This window comes from Pseudoalteromonas sp. UG3-2 (genome assembly GCF_037120705.1).
Classification (GTDB): Bacteria; Pseudomonadota; Gammaproteobacteria; order Enterobacterales; family Alteromonadaceae; genus Pseudoalteromonas.
Window position 1 is genome coordinate 1,238,639 of record NZ_JAWLJU010000002.1, and the last position, 15,963, is coordinate 1,254,601.

Consider the following 15,963-nt stretch of genomic DNA (forward strand, 5'->3'; position numbering starts at 1 on the left):
ATGCAATTCCCAAATGATGATAATGGCGAATTACTTGCTGAAATCGCCGCGGCAGGCGTAGACCTGAGCCAAATGCAAACCATCGACTTTTTTATTTTATTTGAAAAGTCGGAAGATGCTAAACGCTTTATGACTGCTATTGCTGAGGATGAATTGGCACCTAAAACCAAACTACAGCAATGCCCTGATACCGGGGTGTGGGAAGTAGTAACCAGTGTTGCTATGGTACCTCAGCACGAGCTATTGAGACAAACAGAGCAGTACATAGAAAGCATTGCCAATAGCCATGAAGGCTATGGTGATGGTTGGGGCCTAATGGCCGAATAACACTCTGGCGGACAATTAGCTCTTGTCCGCTTTCCTATACCCACCTTGGTAGTCAAACAACTTATCTGAGACTTGCCAACCAAACTTTTTATGCAGCTTGGCAATCACAAAATCGGGGGCAATTAATTCACGGTCATTCACCTCCGCCGCACTCTGCCACTTTTTAGCAGCGACAGTGGACTTTTGCCGTTTACCAAACTGTTGATTAAACCGATAAACGCTCTTGGGGTTATTAAAATCGAATACCTCACTGCAGCTAGCGCCATCTTCATCGTAGTAAGTAAGCTTTAACTTATTGTTGCTTAAGGTTTCTCCGCTTAAGCCACTGCAGCGCAGTACCATGGCATGCTTTAAGTTAAGCGCCGCACGCAGTTTATCATCTGGATCGGCCATCAATTCGTTGCAGGCATGGCACTGTCTGGCAGCAATATCGTTCTCCGCGCCACAGCTATCGCACTGTTTAAACTTAAAGCGATAATCACACTGTTGGCTATGGCCATCCACATCTTCAAGTAAGCCTTGGCAACGGCGACCAAAATGCTCTATTAGTTGACCTTGTTCATCGGTTTTTCCCCAAAATATGTTGGCAAAGCCACAACCTGGGCAAAGCACCTGCACCGGCTCGCTATCTGAATCAGGCTTTTTACTGCCCACTTCTGGTGCAAACAGGTCAAAATCATTGCCAGCATAATCAATTACTAAGCAATCTTTTTTACCCTTGTCCAAACGCAAGCCCCGCCCGACAATTTGTTGATATAAGCTCACTGACTCTGTGGGGCGTAATATGGCAATGACATCCACGTGTGGTGCATCAAAGCCGGTGGTCAGTACCGATACGTTCACCAAGTATTTCAATTGTTTCGCTTTAAACCGGTTAATGATGGTATCTCGGTCATGGGAGTGAGTGTCTGCGGTGATCAGTGCCGCTTGGCAGTCTGGTAAATAGCTTATAATCTCTTTGGCATGCATCACCGTAGCGGCAAAAATCATTACTCCTTGGCGGTGTTCACTGAGTGATAATACATGCTCAATAATACTCTTGGTGGCACGCGTTTGCTCAGTTAATAATGTATTGACGTCCTTTTCGTTAAAGCGGCCGAAGCTGTCGCTGGTTAAGCTGGAAAAATCATAATTCTCTACGGCCGGATCGAGTTTATTTGGTGGCGTTAGATAGTTATGTTTAATCATATAACGCAGTGGTAATTCGTAAATGCACTTGGCAAAAGGAGCTGATTTATCGCCTCTAATAAAACCATGATAATGCTGGTGGTAAATCCAGCCCATCCCTAAACGATATGGGGTAGCCGTGAGCCCTAATACTTTTAACTCCGCATTATATTGCTTAAGTTGCTGCAAAATTTGTTGGTATTGACTGGTTTCATCACCACTGACACGGTGGCACTCATCAATAATAACCAGGGAGTAGAACTCATTTAATTCGTGCAGATTTCTTGATAGCGATTGCACACTGGCAAACGTTACTTGGTGCTGTAAGCTTTTTTGTTTTAAACCGGCTGAGAAAATACTAGCCTGTAATCCATAACTGCTGTATTTCTCGGCATTTTGCTCTACTAATTCTTTTACGTGAGTCAGCACTAATATTTTATGTTTTGCCAAGCGTGCCAGCTCCGCAATCACTAAGCTTTTTCCCGCTCCTGTAGGCAGCACAATAACAGCAGGAAGGCTGGATTGGCGAAAATGAGAAATGGTATTTTTTACAGCATCTTGCTGATAAGGTCTTAGGGTGTAAATAAGCACCTCAGTGTATGCGGTGAGTATAAAGTGGTCTGCAATAAAATGAGCCTGGTGAACAGGCTCATTTAGCGATATTAGAACAGCGAAAACCTTGAGGTATTCAAGAATGTAATAATATTAATACACTCTATTAATTTAAGCCTCTTCGCCCTTAATGGACAGTACGTTTAGATAAGGTAGTCTTCTAAGTTAACACCTTGAAACGCTTTTGGGGTTTTACCACGGCCAGTCCATTCAACTACTTTGCCATCTTTTTCAATACGATACTTAGGCTGTACCTTAGTACGGCGATCTGCGGCAGTTGAGCCAACTAAATCTTCAACTGTCAGTCCTTTTTCTTTTAGCATTGCAAGCACTTCTTGTTTTGCTTGTTGCTGTTCCTTTTGCTCTTCAAGTGCTTTTTCGATTAATTCTGCGGCCTTTTCTAAATCGTTGTAGCTGGCATTTTTGATAAAAGACTTTATTTCGCGCATTGACACACTCTCATTTTGCTTAGGTTTAATAATATATAGAATATTATATTAAAATGATAAAAAAACAAATTAAATAAGATTAAATGCATTTTAGAATAAAAAAGGTGCTCAGTAGCACCTTTATTATAAGCGAAAAAAACTAAATACGTTAGTCGTTACTTCACTTGCCAATCTATGGTGTCGCCCGCTTTAATTGGCACCACTTGACCTGAACCCAGTTGGTAGGATTCAGGAACTTGCCAAGGCGATTTAGTAAGAGTGACGGTATCAGTGTTTCTTGGCAGACCATAAAAATCCGCACCATGGTGGCTGGCAAACCCTTCTAGCTTATCCAACGCGCCCGCTTCTTCAAATGCTTCAGCATATAATTCCAGCGCAGCATGGGCGGTGTACGCGCCGGCGCAGCCACAGGCAGCTTCTTTTTTATCTTTGCTGTGAGGCGCAGAGTCGGTTCCTAAAAAGAACTTTTTACTGCCGCTGGTTGCCGCTTCAATTAATGCTTGTTGGTGGCTATTACGCTTAAGAATTGGCAAGCAATAGTAATGCGGGCGAATACCTCCTGCGAGCATATGATTACGGTTGTACAATAAATGGTGTGCGGTAATGGTTGCAGCAACATTATCGGGTGCGTTATTAACAAACTCTACAGCGTCTTTGGTGGTGATATGCTCCAGCACTATTTTTAGCGTTGGGAAGTTTTCAACCACTTTGGATAGCTTGGTTTCAAGGAATACTTTTTCGCGGTCAAAAATATCGATGGCGGTGTCCGTTACTTCACCATGCACTAGCAATAACATCCCCACCTCTTGCATTGCTGCTAAAGCTGGAAATACTTTCTCAATGTCCGTCACACCCGAGTCTGAGTTAGTGGTAGCACCTGCTGGGTAAAGTTTTGCCGCCACAATATGGCCAGACTCTTTGGCTTTTTTGATTTCTTCAGGGGTGGTGTTATCAGTTAGGTAAAGCACCATCAAAGGAGTAAAATTACCCTGTGGCTGCGCCGCCATAATGCGCTCGCGATACGCTAAAGCCAACTCAGTTGTCGTTGCTGGCGGTACCAGATTTGGCATAATAATAGCGCGCCCCATATAGCGGCTAATATCTCTGACCGTATCTGTTAACACTTCACCATCGCGTAAATGTACATGCCAATCATCCGGTCTCGTAATCGTTAGAGTTTGTGTGCTTGTCATTGCTCTCTTCCACTGCTGAATTTGCTCGATCATAGGCTGACGTTTACCCTTAGTAAAGTACTAAGGTGCATTAATACTTTGTGCTTCGGCATAATCTTGAAAAAGGGAATAAATAATAGCGTTACAATATTGGTAAAAAATCGCAAATTAAGTTAAATTATTAGCATAAATTATTGAGAAATATGTATGCTATCTGAAAATCAAAAACTAGAATCAAAAACTGAGCAGCTTAGCATCATAAACCAGTTTACCTCGTCACTGCTGCATCTCACGAGGATGGATGAGTTGCTAGAATACGTCACCACGCAAGTAGTGAATAAGTTAGGCTTCGTTGATTGTGTTATTTACTTAGCCGATCCGTTTCACGAATACCTTGAGGTTGCTGCCAGCATGGGGGTAAGCCATGCCGATATTGAATACCACGTAGCACAAACAAAAATTAAAATTGGCTCAGGTATCACCGGACAAGTTGCTCAAACTCGCAAGCCTTTCATTTCTGGTGATGTGGCTTCTCACCCTATGTACATAGCCGATCTTAGACCGGCTATGTCTGAGTTGTGCGTGCCGTTAATATATGAAGATAGCCTAATTGGTGTGATTGACTGCGAGCACCCTGAGGCCGATTATTTTAACGCCGGGCACATGCAGATCCTTTCTACTGTGGCTCACCTACTCAGTGCCAAAATACATCAGATACGTACCTTAGAAAATCTACAACAAACGGTCTCACAGCTACATCATGCCCAAGATTTAGAAAAGTCATTGTTAAAAATTGCCAATATCACTTACCGCTTTGAAAATTTAGACGCGTTTTATGATGACTTATACAAAATAATCACCACTCAACTGAGCGCAGAAAACTTTTTTATTGGTTTATATGACACCAAAGAAGACGTCTTAGAAATCGATTACTTAGTTGAAGGAGGTGAGAAGTGTGACGCCCACCACAAGGTATCGAAAGATCAAATTAAGCACACCGCTTCCTATTACATTTTAAAGCATCAACAACCCTTGTTGTGTGATAACGAGCAGTTTAAAGCCCATGTTCAACGTGGCGACTTTAAGATGGTTGGCCGTTCACCCCGCTCATGGCTTGGCGTGCCATTTATAGTAAACAACCAATATCATGGGGTGTTAGTATTACAAAGCTATAATCATGACCAAGCCTTTGTCAGCCATGACTTGTCAATATTAACCTATATCAGCCGTCAAGTGAGTATGGCTATTGATCGCCAGCTCTCACGACAGGCACTTGAACACCGAGCTCTTCATGATGATCTCACTGGCTTGGCCAACCGATATTTATTACTCGAGCGTGTGAACCATGCCATTTTGCGCCTGTCACGCGGTGAGCAAGGCGCCATGCATTGCTTAATCTATTTAGATTTAGACCGCTTTAAAAGCATTAATGACTCTCTGGGTCATGATGTTGGCGATCACTTTTTAATTGCTATCGTGAACATTATTGATGGCTGTATTCGTAAAACCGACACCTTTGCTCGCTTAGGTGGGGATGAGTTTGCCATTTTTATGGAGCACGTCAGCGATAAGCAGCAAGTATCGACCCTATTGGCTCGAATAACGCGTGCCATTGCCAAACCCATTCATGTCGATGGTCATGTTTTGCAAGCCTCAGGCAGCATTGGTGTGGCATTTACCGACGATGCCACGGACAGCGCCATTAATTTATTGCAGCAAGCAGACGCTGCAATGTATGAGGCGAAGTCTTCTGGCCGCGGGCAAATTTGCTTTTTTAATAACGCCATGCGCAAGCGTTTAAAGCAGCGTGCCGACATTGAAAATGACTTACAACATGGTATCAAAAACAATGAGTTTTCGCTCTATTTTCAGCCTATTTTTTCTTTACAAACTGGCGCCATTGTAAGCTTTGAAGCCTTGGTTCGTTGGCTACACCCTAAAAATGGCATGGTATCGCCAGACAGCTTTATTGCCATCGCCGAACAAACCGGCCAGATCATAGATTTAGATCTGCATTTATTAAAGCTTGCTGCCCAACAATTACAGCAATGGCGCAAGCAAAATTATCCAGCCACGCGGATCACCGTCAATGTCTCTTCGCGACACTTTGCCAGCTTGGACTTTGTCGATACCATTGAACAGCTTTATCACGACTATCAGCTTTCACCCGGGGCGCTGTGCTTAGAGATCACAGAGTCTGGACTTATTGCTAATCTGGCGTTGGCTACCAGCATTATTCAAAAAATTGAATCTCTTGGGGTGAAGTTGTATCTCGATGATTTTGGTACCGGCTATTCTGCTTTAGGCTATCTACACCAACTACCCATTCATGTACTTAAAATCGATAAAAGCTTTGTGGATCAGCTCACCGAAAAAGAAAACCCCCTGGTTGATGCCATTTTAAAACTGGCCCAATCACTCAACCTCACAGTAGTTGCCGAGGGCATTGAACTGCAACAACAGTGGCAGTTATTAAAACAAAAGGGTTGTCAGTTTGGTCAAGGTTTTGTGGTTTCAAAGCCCCTTCCAGCCGATCAGGCCATGGCGTTTCTACTCAGTCGAAATACGCCCTAAAACACACTCTATACTGCAACACTCTGCTGCAATGGTAAGCGCTTTTTGCGCTTTCACTGCAGCAAACTCCACTACATTGGGCATTTGACAGCTCTCATTAAAGGCGCTTGTTTATCGCCTCAAGTCTACATGAATAAAATTAAATTAAGATTTTTTCATAAAGTTTTAAAAAACACGTGACAACGCTGTCATTTTTAATATTATAGAACAAGTAGTGATTTTTTGTACAACTCAACATAGATATTTAGACGTCTAGACATTGATAATAAGAACATTGCATCGTACTATTAAGCAAAAGTGAGGTTTGCTCACATAAAAGATGAGAATTGCTGACAATGATTGATATAAAGCACCTTAAAACGATTTCCACCTTGAAAGAAACTGGTTCACTGGTAAATACAGCCAGAGAGCTTTTTCTAACCCAATCCGCTTTATCCCATCAAATCAAAGATCTCGAGAGCAAGTTAGATTGCCAGCTGTTCGAACGCAAAACGCAACCGGTACGTTTTACCCCTCAAGGAATGCTATTACTTGAATTAGCGAACGACGTTTTGCCAAAAGTTGAAGCGACTAAATGCCGCTTAAAAGAAAGTCTTAATCAGCCCATATCGCAACTGCGGTTAAGTGTGGAGTGCCATGCATGCTTTCACTGGTTATTACCCACCATTAAAGAGTTCAATACCTTTTGGCCCGATATTAAAGTCGATTACGAACGTGGCTTTAGTTATGACGCGATCCCGGATCTTATTGCTGATGAACTAGACTTAGTCCTAACATCTGATATCCGCGAACCGGAACAACTAGAATATGCCCACCTGTTCGACTTTAAACTGAAGCTGATTGTTGCACCCGATCATGAATTGGCCAAGAAGGCGTATGTCACGGCTCTGGATCTAAAAGATGAAACCATTATTTCCTACCCCATTCCCCGTGAACGGCAAGATATCTTTAAGCACTTTATCCAAAATGCGCGTTTTGATGGCACATTAAAAAATGTCGATCAAGGTTTGTTGATATTCCAACTAGTTAGTGCCGGTATGGGCGTCGCCGCTCTACCAGATTGGTTGGTCACTCCTTACGAAAGCCAAGGTCTAATTAAGTCCATTCCATTAGGTGCACTGGGCTTGAGTCGCCCCATGTACCTAGCGATGAAAAAGAATATGAAAGATAACCCGGTGTATCGCCACTTTTTAAACACCTGTCGCAAAACCACTGCAAGATAACTGCAACTCGCTTTTATACTGCCTGTTGGTGTCGATGACGGCAGGGTTATACCCCACCAGGCTAGCTCGTGTTAGGATTGCAATATTCTCCGACGTCATTGCAACAAGGAACACAGATGTTTGAAGTGAAAAAGGTTTTTGGGCAGCTGTTAATGCCGCTGCCACTTTCTCTGCTGGTGTTAATGCTATTGTTATTATGGCTATCAAAGCAGCGTAAACTGCATTACTTCCTATGCTGGTTGTCAGTACTGGGACTTTGGTTTCTCGCCACTCCGTTTATGGCACAAAAGCTCACTGACTCTCATTACCAAGGGATCACCGCTTTTGCACCAGAAAAACATAAGAACCTTGATATGATAGTGGTATTAGGCTGCAACCTCCACCCTGACAGTCGCCTGCCTAGCAATGCGCAATTAGGTGGCTGTGGTCTTGCTAGGCTGGTAGAAGGAGTACGTTTAGCCAAACTCTACCCGCAAGCCCAATTATTTGTCTCTGGCGCGGGCTATGGCAACACCACCAGCAGCAGTCTTATGGCAGCAACGGCGCAAAGTTTAGGAGTTGCCAAAGCTAGGATCCACCATAACCCCAAAGCGAAAGATACGGCAGAAGAGGCACGACTACTGGCACCCAGACTGGTGGATTACGATGTCGCATTAGTAACCTCAGCAAGCCATATGCATCGTGCGAAAAATTTATTCAATGCCCAAGGTGTTGAGGTCATCTCTGCAGCCACCGCTTTTTATAATTTTTCTCAACTACCATTAAGCAGACAGTTTATTGCTAACCATGAAGCACTGCTAATCGTGACACGTATATGGCATGAAAAAGTGGGAATGATGTGGTTATCCCTCAGGCGCTGGATAGATCCTGAAGCCCTTTAAATGCCGAAAAAGGCAACGAAATGAGGCGCAATTATGATATTTTGGCGCTTAAAAGCGTAAAAAATTGAAAATTTACGCAAATATGGGTATAAATAGAGTTTAATCTTAACCCGCGTATCCGCGTACAACACGACTAGGATCTACGATGAGTAAACTAGATAAAACTGAAGTACTAAGCGCTTTTAAAGCTGCGTACGAAGCTGCACATGGTAAAAAGCCTGAGATCACTGTTAAACCAGGTTGGTACAGCATCGATGGTGGAAAAAACATGCGCCTAGCTGACGTAGCTGCATTAACCGAAGAGCTCACTTCAGGGTCAGCTGTCGCAAGTGAAAAACCGCAGGCGCCTGCTAAAAAAGCAAACAAGACTAAAAAGGCACCGCAACCAGCAGCTGAAAAATCAGTCGGCTTTACTGTCGTTACTGAAAACGACAAAGGCTACACTGCAGAAGAACAATGGATTGCAGAGTTAGCAGCCAAAGATCACGACTGTCGCTTACCGCGTGGTGTTGTATAAACCAACACTGTAAACAGCCGTATTCATAGAAAAACCTCGCATCGCGAGGTTTTTTTATGGCTAATTGATATAACACCTAGCGTAAAAATTACACTCTGTGTAAATTATTCCTGAGACAATTGCTGCTCTAATGTCTCTCCCCCCTTGGCATTAAAGTCTAATGTCGTTATTGGGAACGGGATCAAGATATCATTTTCATTTAAAGTACTGTGGATTGTCGATATCGCCTCGTGGCGCGCCACCATAAAGCCAGTCTCTCCGGGGTAGTCTATCCAAAACCACACTAATAGCTTAATTGCACTACTATCAAAAGCACAGGCATAAACATCCGTTTGTTCAGGGTTGATGACAAAGTCAAGTTTATTAATCGCCTCAACCAAAACTTCTCTCACGTTTTGAGGATCTTCGTCATAACTAACCCCTACAGGAACCTCTATTCTTCTGATACCTGATTTAGAAAAGTTCTGTAGTTCATGTTTGAACAAAATTTTATTAGGAACAAACGAGAGCTGACCGTAAAAGTTCTCTATTACCGTATTGCGTAAGTTGATTTTTTTGACGGTCCCAAAACAGTCTTTACTTTTTATGATATCACCCACAATAAAGGGCTTTCGTATGCCCATAACAAAACCAGCAATTAAGTTCTCCGTCATATCTTGAAATGCAAAACCAAGTGCCAGCCCCACAATCCCAGCGCCTGCTAGTAATGACATCACAGCGCCTTTGAGCTGAACGATATCAAGTGCAAAGAAAACTCCAATGGTAATAATTACCACTCTGAAGATAGAACTAACTAAGGTAGCAATTTGCTCGACTTTAATAACCTTATCTATCGCTTTAGAGAAACATCGTGTTGCAATATTTGCCACCAAGGTAAATACCACAAGCACGATTAATGCTAGGGCAATGTTAGGGAGCAACTGAACACCAGACTCGAGCCAACCGATGAGCTTTTCATTGATCAATGACCAAAATTTCTCAAGATTCATATTGTTTCCTCTTTAAAGTTTACTAATTTTTCATGCATCTCTTGTTCCTGATTTCATTCATTTTTTGTTCACTAAAAAGGTAATTATTACAACCCAATTGCCACAGTTACGCAGTAATAATTACTTAACACATCAATAAGAAACCATAAGCTACTGATATATATAACTTTTAATTCTGGCATAAGCTATGCTATCTAAGGTCACTCGACATTAAAGGAGAATGATGATGAAAAAGACATTAATTACTACCGCTTTACTAACAACACTTACAGCAGTACCTGCAATGGCCTCTGACAATAACTGGGAAGCTGAAGCGAGTGATGCTTGGATTGATGGCAAAGCCGAAGCCACCTTGCTATTTAACGGTGAGCTAAACACCTTTGATATTAATACCGATGTTCACAATGGCGTGGTCGTACTAACAGGTGAAGTTGAACGCACAGTTGACAAGAAACTAGCTGAAGAGCTGGTATTAGGTATCGATGGCGTAAAAGAAGTTAAAAACGAGCTTAACATTGTACAGATGGACTCAAAAAGCCAAGATGCTGAAAACGACACGGACTTTACTGATGCGAAGATAGTGACAGTGATTAAGTCACGCTACCTATTCGATACCGATGTTGATGGTACCGATATTGATGTTGATGTAGAGAATCGCGTAGTAACACTTAACGGACACGTCAGCAGTGAAACTGAGCGCGACTTAGCTATACAAATCGCAAAAAACACCAATGATGTTAAAGAAGTAGAAAGTAACATCCGTATTTCTCGTGACTCGTAATTTAACCGCCAGCAAACGAAAGGGAGCAGATGCTCCCTTTTCATTACAAAAAATAAAGGAGTAAAAATGAAAAAACTAGCAGTTGCAAGTGCGTTAATCGCCGCGTTTGGTATGACTTCAGTGAAAGCCAACACTCAAAGCGACTATGAAAGTGACGATTACCAAATTTACACTGGTATTGGTTACGGCCAGTACTCATTCCAGTGGGATGACAGAGAAAATGACACTTCTTTTGATGAAGACGCAGCCATGCTGAAAGCCTACGTTGGTACCAAAATCACCCCCTATTGGAGTATCGAGTTAGGCTACGAGAACTTTGATGAAGCCAGCGATATAGATAGCTCAGCAGAATTGGATGGTGTATCACTTGCGACTAGATTGAGTTTGCCTTTGAACGAGCATTTTTCCGTCTATGCTAAAGGCGGTTGGCTCGAGTGGAATGCCGACATCCATACAGATATCCCTGTTGTTGGCCGTGTTTCCTCAGAATTTGATGGTGGTGACTGGCTCTATGGTGCAGGTCTAGGTCTTAAACTATCTGACCATGTGAACATGAGAGTTGAATACACTCGCTACAAGCTTGAAGAAAAAATTGACCCCGATATGGATGTAGCTAGCCTATCGGTAGAGTACTTGTTTTAGTACAGACACACCTCAGCAAAACATGCTTTGGTTGTAATAAACCAGGTTTATCCCTTTGACCCCTTTTTAGCGCCTATTTTAGGCGCTTTTTTTATTTTAAGACTGTTTATTATACCTTAAACACCGTTACCTTAGCGTTTAATCGCTCCGCTAGTTCTGATAAAACAAGACTGGCATCGGCATTACTTTTTGCACTTTGCGTCACTTCTGCAATACTGCTAGAAAAATCATTAATGTTTTGGCTAATTTCAGCTACCACCGTCGTTTGTTCTTCAGTCGCAGTAGAAACTTGTATATTCATGGCAACTATCTCTTCTACGGCTTCATCTATTTGTGTCATTAGTTTTGCAGACTCACCTGCGCGCTCAACACCACTTGAAGCACTTTGCTGGGCACCTTCCATGGAGGTCACTGCATTTTGCGCCATATGCTGTAGCTTAGATATCATATCGCGTATAGATTCGGTGGCTTTTTGGGTATCGTGTGCCAGCTGTCTAACCTCATCGGCTACCACGGCAAAACCACGTCCAGATTCACCAGCTCTGGCCGCCTCAATGGCGGCATTTAAGGCCAATAAGTTAGTCTGCTCTGCTACTCCTTGGATCATAAGTACCACTTGATTAATTTCATTAGATTGTCCATTAAGTGCCTTGATAAGTTCAGCATTTTCTTTCACTTCCTTGGCCAGCTTTTCTATGGCTGCAATGTTTTGCGAAATAATCGTCTTTCCTTGCCGAGCAAGCCCTGCTGACGTTTCAGCTTTATTAGCGGTATTCAGTGCACTGTTTGCGACCTCTTGAATAGCACTACTCATTTGTGTTGCTGCAGTTGCTATCATCTGTGTTTGCTGCTCTTGCGACTGCGAACTTCCCGCAATGGCTTGACTAATATCGTTAAGTTCTCGTGCTGTCCCCGACAAACTGGCGACCATATCCACCAAGTTTTCTACTAGGTTATGTAAGTTTGCCACCATTGAGTTAAAGTCTTTGGCAATGATACTAAGCTCATCTTGCCCTTCCACTTCAACTCTTTGAGTTAAGTCCGCGTCTTTAGCTATGATGCCAATTCGATTGCGTAATCGGCTTAAAGGAGTATTGATGGATCGGAAAATAAGCAGGCCAACAATGCTCATCAGCACAATAATCACAACCGATGAGGCGATCATGACGGTTTGCGTCGTGCTTGCTTGAGACTCCGATATATTGCGTAAGTTATTAGCTTCTTCCAGTTGTAGTTCAATTAGCGCATGATAGCTCTCACTTAGCGGATCGAAAGCAGCATATAGATCAGTAACAAATTGAGCATAAGGTATATCCATAAATGTGTTGTTATTAACCTTTTGAGTGTACGATTCTAATAGCCGAGTAACAGCAAGTTCAGCTTCCTCCGCATCCTGAACTAGCCGCTGCTCTATTGGTGTTAACTCCGTACTCAAATATCGTTGCCACTCTTTCGATGCTAGGTTTTTTGCAGACTCGATTGTAGCTAATGCTTGTTTGTCTGATAGCTGTTCGCCTCTAAGTTTATGAAATGTATCCACGATTACCACTGCATAATTATCAGAAACAACTTTTATTTGCTTCAAAGGCAGCACTCTGTCATCGTAAAGATGATTAATATTACTGCTTAAATTTGATAGGGTTATGACGGTGAATATGGTGGCAATGATAAATAATACTGCAGGAAGTCCTGACAAGGTCAAAAGTCGACTCTTAACAGATAGAGAGTTCAGCATAAAATGCACATTTATTGAAGTATTAGATAATTAAAGTATTATCTATAGTTAAAAATTTACAATATTAATTACAAATAAAAAAATACTTTCGTTACTTGTCATAGCTAGGAAATGTGCTAGAGATGTATGATCACCACATTGGTCGTGTGCACCGTCCTGTGTCATCTCATAAAAAAGGGAAGCCAGATAGCTTCCCTTGTAGACAAACTCTATATCAATTAACAGTCTTCGTCTTTAGTGTCCATATTTTCTTTAACATCTTCACATGCATCTTCAACGCTGTTGCCTACTTCTTCTACGGTCTCGTCGATGCGCTCACCTGCTTCTTCCGCAGGGCCTTCGCTACAGCCAAAGAGCGTTAAAATTGCTATAAAACCAAATACTTTTGCCAGTGTAATTGCCATTCTCATCATTATCTCCTTACTTTGAAAATTATTTATTACCTAGATGTTTTCGCCTTTTTTGCTTTGCCAAAAATAAACGAGATCACCATAAATGCGATAAAAACAAAAAATAAGATTTTAGCCATTCCTGCTGCGGCGCCTGCAATACCAGAAAAGCCTAAAACTGCAGCGACCAACGCCAAAAATAGAAACATCAAAGCCCAACTTAACATTTTGACCTCCTATGCTGTCATTTCTTGCAGCTGTTTCATTTGATCATGACACCCTTGCATTCGCGACTGGATATCAAGCAATACGCTCTTACACTTAGGTGGTAGTTCACGCTGCAAAGACTTGTTCACTTTTTCAAGCACCTTATCTTCAACTTCTTCAAGCTGCGAAATATAGGTATGCTCTTTATCTGTGCTGATTTTACCGACTAATTTGGTGTATGCTTCACGAATTTCCACGCTGGTTGCCGAATCAGTTTCTACCTCGCCATCATCGATTAGTACGAATGGCTGAAGATCTGAGATAGCTTGAGCTTTCGCCACTATCATTTGGTCAAAAACGTTATTTAATTTAAGGTTGTCTAATTTTTTCTTTGCTTCGGTATAAAAGTCAACGCCACCGTTAAGTACTTTAATAAGTTCTTTCAATGGCTCCATGTCATAATTTGAATTTGCCATAACTCACTCCTTAAAAAATAATAGAAAAATATTTTTACCTAGTCTCCTTTAACTATGCACTTCTGATGCCAAGTTGTAATACACTGTTTATAAATGTTTTTTTCATCCCCCTCACACTTTTGGTGAAAATATTACAGTGCGACTGTAAATAATTCCTGTGTGATTTGCCCACTCTATATTGCTGAACTCCAATACAGATATATAGATAAGTACATCAATATACACTGGCTATACTTTTCACTTATCTATAACCGCCAGAGCTAACTTATATACTTTTCAGTCGCAATATAAATCCCCCAATGCTCGATATTCATACTCTATACGTTATTACAGCATGATTATTTTGAACGCCTCACTTGATAGTATTCATTAACGATTCAACTGAAATTCATAATGGCAGTAATTTTTACAATCCTTGTGACATTGTTATTCAGTAAATCTTGCCGTTAGGTCACTGAAAAAAATTAAAGGTTATAAATATCAAAAGCTTAAAATATGGCATAGACGATGCAAAAGTCATTGTGACAAAGCATAAAAGGAGATACGTTATGAAGAAGACACTAATTGCATCACTATTCTTAACATCGCTGTCAGCTACCTCTGTAATGGCAGCAGGCAATAACTGGGAAGCTGAAGCGGCAGATGCTTGGATTGATGGTAAAGCTGAGGCCACCCTGCTTTTTAATGGCGAGCTAAACAATTTTGATATTAATACCGACGTTCGTAATGGCAAGGTCATTTTAACAGGCGAAGTGGAACGCTCTGTAGATAAAGAGTTGGCTGAAGAGTTGGTACTTGGTATTGATGGTGTAACGGAAGTGGATAATGAGCTCACTATCGTAGACATGTCGGACAACCAAGACAAAGCAGCCATGGAACAGTCCAGTGGTGAGTTCACCGATATGAAAATAGCCACCGTGATCAACTCACGCTACCTATTTGATACGGACATAGACAGTACAGGCATTGATGTCGAGGTGGAACAAGGCAATGTCACTCTCACAGGGCATGTTGAAAGCGATGCAGAGCGTAAGCTAGCTGTGCAAATTGCGCAAAATGCCAATGATGTCGCTAAAGTTGAGAGCAATCTTGAGATCACCAATAACATGGATAGATACAGCGACTCGTAAAGCTTAGGCCTGGGGGGCTCCCCCCCTGAAAATATTTCCCGCTAATGTGATCGATCTTGGTTATGTTGGCTATATATTAAACAGCATTTTAATTTGTGCCTCCAGTTCCATTCCCTTTGACTGGTTTTTTTAGCGTCACTGCCAAGTGGCGTTTTTTTTCGTCCAAGATTACTGCCTATCTCCTAACTTTTCTATTTTTCTTCTTATGCCTTTAGCGATTTTGTAGATTTGCTCTGTAACTTTTACATTGGCCAGTAAAAAACTACAAGCCGCCTTCAAAGCAAAACAGTAAACACTTGTTTTAAATAAACTTTTTATTGGCAAGTCCCTTGCATTTAATAAGTTGAACGTAACGAATAAGGAGCTGTTTATGAGTAATCAAAGTCAACAAACTGCAACTACAAAGCGCAAAACAAACGGTCATGACTCAAGTCACCCTGTGGCGGATCAAATGGCGGATTCCCTTCACTCTTCGGTTGATTCATTTCATCAATCAGCCTCAAAAACCGAAGAAGCTTTGCGCGAGAAGGGCCAAAACTCTAGCGCTGCACTAGCCGATAAACGTCGTGAACTGGAGCGTTCGTGGGAAACCTCTGGAGTGAAAAAGTTCGCCGTCGAGAATCCTGTTAAAACGGCGGGTATTGCCTTTTCTCTTGGAATGTTAGCAACCATGATTTTGAGGAAGAAATAAT

The 15,963-nt window shown here is 41.9% G+C and carries 17 protein-coding genes; 9 read left to right on the forward strand and 8 right to left on the reverse strand.

Annotation, left to right across the window (positions count from 1 at the left end):
* Complete coding sequence (locus R3P39_RS08875; protein WP_336566982.1) at window positions 1-327, forward strand: ribonuclease E inhibitor RraB; 327 nt, start codon at window positions 1-3, stop codon at window positions 325-327.
* A 15-nt stretch (window positions 328-342) separates the two neighbouring features.
* Here R3P39_RS08875 and R3P39_RS08880 read toward each other — a convergent pair whose 3' ends face one another.
* The 3 genes from R3P39_RS08880 to pyrC all read right to left on the reverse strand — a co-directional run bounded on the left by R3P39_RS08880 (window position 343) and on the right by pyrC (window position 3,748).
* A complete protein-coding gene (locus R3P39_RS08880) occupies window positions 343-2,085 on the reverse strand; it encodes a DEAD/DEAH box helicase (RefSeq protein ID WP_336566983.1) in 1,743 nt (580 codons plus the stop codon).
* Between the two features lie 164 nt (window positions 2,086-2,249).
* Complete coding sequence (locus R3P39_RS08885) at window positions 2,250-2,555, reverse strand: H-NS histone family protein (RefSeq protein ID WP_336566984.1); 306 nt, start codon at window positions 2,553-2,555, stop codon at window positions 2,250-2,252.
* Between the two features lie 155 nt (window positions 2,556-2,710).
* Window positions 2,711-3,748, reverse strand: coding sequence for a dihydroorotase (gene pyrC, locus R3P39_RS08890; protein ID WP_336566986.1), 1,038 nt, complete (start codon window positions 3,746-3,748; stop codon window positions 2,711-2,713).
* A gap of 186 nt (window positions 3,749-3,934) precedes the next feature.
* On the opposite strand from pyrC, the gene R3P39_RS08895 reads away from it, so the two are divergent.
* The 4 genes from R3P39_RS08895 to R3P39_RS08910 all read left to right on the forward strand — a co-directional run bounded on the left by R3P39_RS08895 (window position 3,935) and on the right by R3P39_RS08910 (window position 8,922).
* Window positions 3,935-6,301, forward strand: a complete 2,367-nt coding sequence (locus R3P39_RS08895) for a bifunctional diguanylate cyclase/phosphodiesterase (RefSeq protein WP_336566987.1) — start codon at window positions 3,935-3,937, stop codon at window positions 6,299-6,301.
* 335 nt (window positions 6,302-6,636) lie between these two features.
* Window positions 6,637-7,524, forward strand: a complete 888-nt coding sequence (locus R3P39_RS08900) for a LysR substrate-binding domain-containing protein (RefSeq protein ID WP_336566988.1) — start codon at window positions 6,637-6,639, stop codon at window positions 7,522-7,524.
* A gap of 116 nt (window positions 7,525-7,640) precedes the next feature.
* A complete protein-coding gene (locus tag R3P39_RS08905) occupies window positions 7,641-8,405 on the forward strand; it encodes a YdcF family protein (protein ID WP_336566989.1) in 765 nt (254 codons plus the stop codon).
* 145 nt (window positions 8,406-8,550) lie between these two features.
* Window positions 8,551-8,922, forward strand: a complete 372-nt coding sequence (locus R3P39_RS08910) for a hypothetical protein (protein WP_336566990.1) — start codon at window positions 8,551-8,553, stop codon at window positions 8,920-8,922.
* Window positions 8,923-9,026: 104 nt separating this feature from the next.
* Here R3P39_RS08910 and R3P39_RS08915 read toward each other — a convergent pair whose 3' ends face one another.
* A complete protein-coding gene (locus tag R3P39_RS08915; RefSeq protein WP_336566992.1) occupies window positions 9,027-9,911 on the reverse strand; it encodes a mechanosensitive ion channel family protein in 885 nt (294 codons plus the stop codon).
* A 226-nt stretch (window positions 9,912-10,137) separates the two neighbouring features.
* On the opposite strand from R3P39_RS08915, the gene R3P39_RS08920 reads away from it, so the two are divergent.
* Together R3P39_RS08920 and R3P39_RS08925 are read left to right on the forward strand one after the other, a co-directional pair.
* A complete protein-coding gene (locus tag R3P39_RS08920; protein ID WP_336566993.1) occupies window positions 10,138-10,692 on the forward strand; it encodes a BON domain-containing protein in 555 nt (184 codons plus the stop codon).
* A gap of 66 nt (window positions 10,693-10,758) precedes the next feature.
* Window positions 10,759-11,334: an outer membrane beta-barrel protein gene (locus R3P39_RS08925; RefSeq protein WP_336566994.1), complete on the forward strand. Its 576-nt coding sequence runs from the start codon at window positions 10,759-10,761 to the stop codon at window positions 11,332-11,334.
* Between the two features lie 109 nt (window positions 11,335-11,443).
* Here R3P39_RS08925 and R3P39_RS08930 read toward each other — a convergent pair whose 3' ends face one another.
* The 4 genes from R3P39_RS08930 to R3P39_RS08945 form a co-directional block, all read right to left on the reverse strand.
* On the reverse strand, window positions 11,444-13,069 hold the full coding sequence (locus R3P39_RS08930) for a methyl-accepting chemotaxis protein (RefSeq protein WP_336566995.1): 1,626 nt from the start codon (window positions 13,067-13,069) through the stop codon (window positions 11,444-11,446).
* Between the two features lie 218 nt (window positions 13,070-13,287).
* Entirely contained in the window at window positions 13,288-13,479 is a 192-nt protein-coding gene (locus tag R3P39_RS08935) for a hypothetical protein (RefSeq protein WP_336569279.1), read from the reverse strand.
* Window positions 13,480-13,508: 29 nt separating this feature from the next.
* Entirely contained in the window at window positions 13,509-13,685 is a 177-nt protein-coding gene (locus R3P39_RS08940) for a DUF1328 domain-containing protein (protein WP_336566996.1), read from the reverse strand.
* A gap of 9 nt (window positions 13,686-13,694) precedes the next feature.
* Complete coding sequence (locus R3P39_RS08945; RefSeq protein ID WP_336566998.1) at window positions 13,695-14,141, reverse strand: PA2169 family four-helix-bundle protein; 447 nt, start codon at window positions 14,139-14,141, stop codon at window positions 13,695-13,697.
* 548 nt (window positions 14,142-14,689) lie between these two features.
* Between R3P39_RS08945 and R3P39_RS08950 the strand changes: the two genes are divergently transcribed.
* Window positions 14,690-15,271 carry a BON domain-containing protein gene (locus R3P39_RS08950; RefSeq protein ID WP_336566999.1) on the forward strand — a complete coding sequence of 194 codons (582 nt, stop codon included), beginning with the start codon at window positions 14,690-14,692 and terminating at the stop codon, window positions 15,269-15,271.
* A gap of 370 nt (window positions 15,272-15,641) precedes the next feature.
* Window positions 15,642-15,962, forward strand: a complete 321-nt coding sequence (locus R3P39_RS08955) for a hypothetical protein (RefSeq protein ID WP_336567000.1) — start codon at window positions 15,642-15,644, stop codon at window positions 15,960-15,962.
* The last annotated feature ends 1 nt before the right edge of the window (window position 15,963 follow it).

Coding starts and splice junctions, on each gene's coding strand:
- R3P39_RS08875 (WP_336566982.1), top strand. CDS start 1: ATGCAATTCCCAAATGATGATAATGGCGAATTACTTGCTGAAATCGCC.
- R3P39_RS08885 (WP_336566984.1), bottom strand. CDS start 2,555: ATGCGCGAAATAAAGTCTTTTATCAAAAATGCCAGCTACAACGATTTA.
- pyrC (WP_336566986.1), bottom strand. CDS start 3,748: ATGACAAGCACACAAACTCTAACGATTACGAGACCGGATGATTGGCAT.
- R3P39_RS08895 (WP_336566987.1), top strand. CDS start 3,935: ATGCTATCTGAAAATCAAAAACTAGAATCAAAAACTGAGCAGCTTAGC.
- R3P39_RS08900 (WP_336566988.1), top strand. CDS start 6,637: ATGATTGATATAAAGCACCTTAAAACGATTTCCACCTTGAAAGAAACT.
- R3P39_RS08905 (WP_336566989.1), top strand. CDS start 7,641: ATGTTTGAAGTGAAAAAGGTTTTTGGGCAGCTGTTAATGCCGCTGCCA.
- R3P39_RS08910 (WP_336566990.1), top strand. CDS start 8,551: ATGAGTAAACTAGATAAAACTGAAGTACTAAGCGCTTTTAAAGCTGCG.
- R3P39_RS08915 (WP_336566992.1), bottom strand. CDS start 9,911: ATGAATCTTGAGAAATTTTGGTCATTGATCAATGAAAAGCTCATCGGT.
- R3P39_RS08920 (WP_336566993.1), top strand. CDS start 10,138: ATGAAAAAGACATTAATTACTACCGCTTTACTAACAACACTTACAGCA.
- R3P39_RS08925 (WP_336566994.1), top strand. CDS start 10,759: ATGAAAAAACTAGCAGTTGCAAGTGCGTTAATCGCCGCGTTTGGTATG.
- R3P39_RS08930 (WP_336566995.1), bottom strand. CDS start 13,069: ATGCTGAACTCTCTATCTGTTAAGAGTCGACTTTTGACCTTGTCAGGA.
- R3P39_RS08935 (WP_336569279.1), bottom strand. CDS start 13,479: ATGAGAATGGCAATTACACTGGCAAAAGTATTTGGTTTTATAGCAATT.
- R3P39_RS08940 (WP_336566996.1), bottom strand. CDS start 13,685: ATGTTAAGTTGGGCTTTGATGTTTCTATTTTTGGCGTTGGTCGCTGCA.
- R3P39_RS08945 (WP_336566998.1), bottom strand. CDS start 14,141: ATGGCAAATTCAAATTATGACATGGAGCCATTGAAAGAACTTATTAAA.
- R3P39_RS08950 (WP_336566999.1), top strand. CDS start 14,690: ATGAAGAAGACACTAATTGCATCACTATTCTTAACATCGCTGTCAGCT.
- R3P39_RS08955 (WP_336567000.1), top strand. CDS start 15,642: ATGAGTAATCAAAGTCAACAAACTGCAACTACAAAGCGCAAAACAAAC.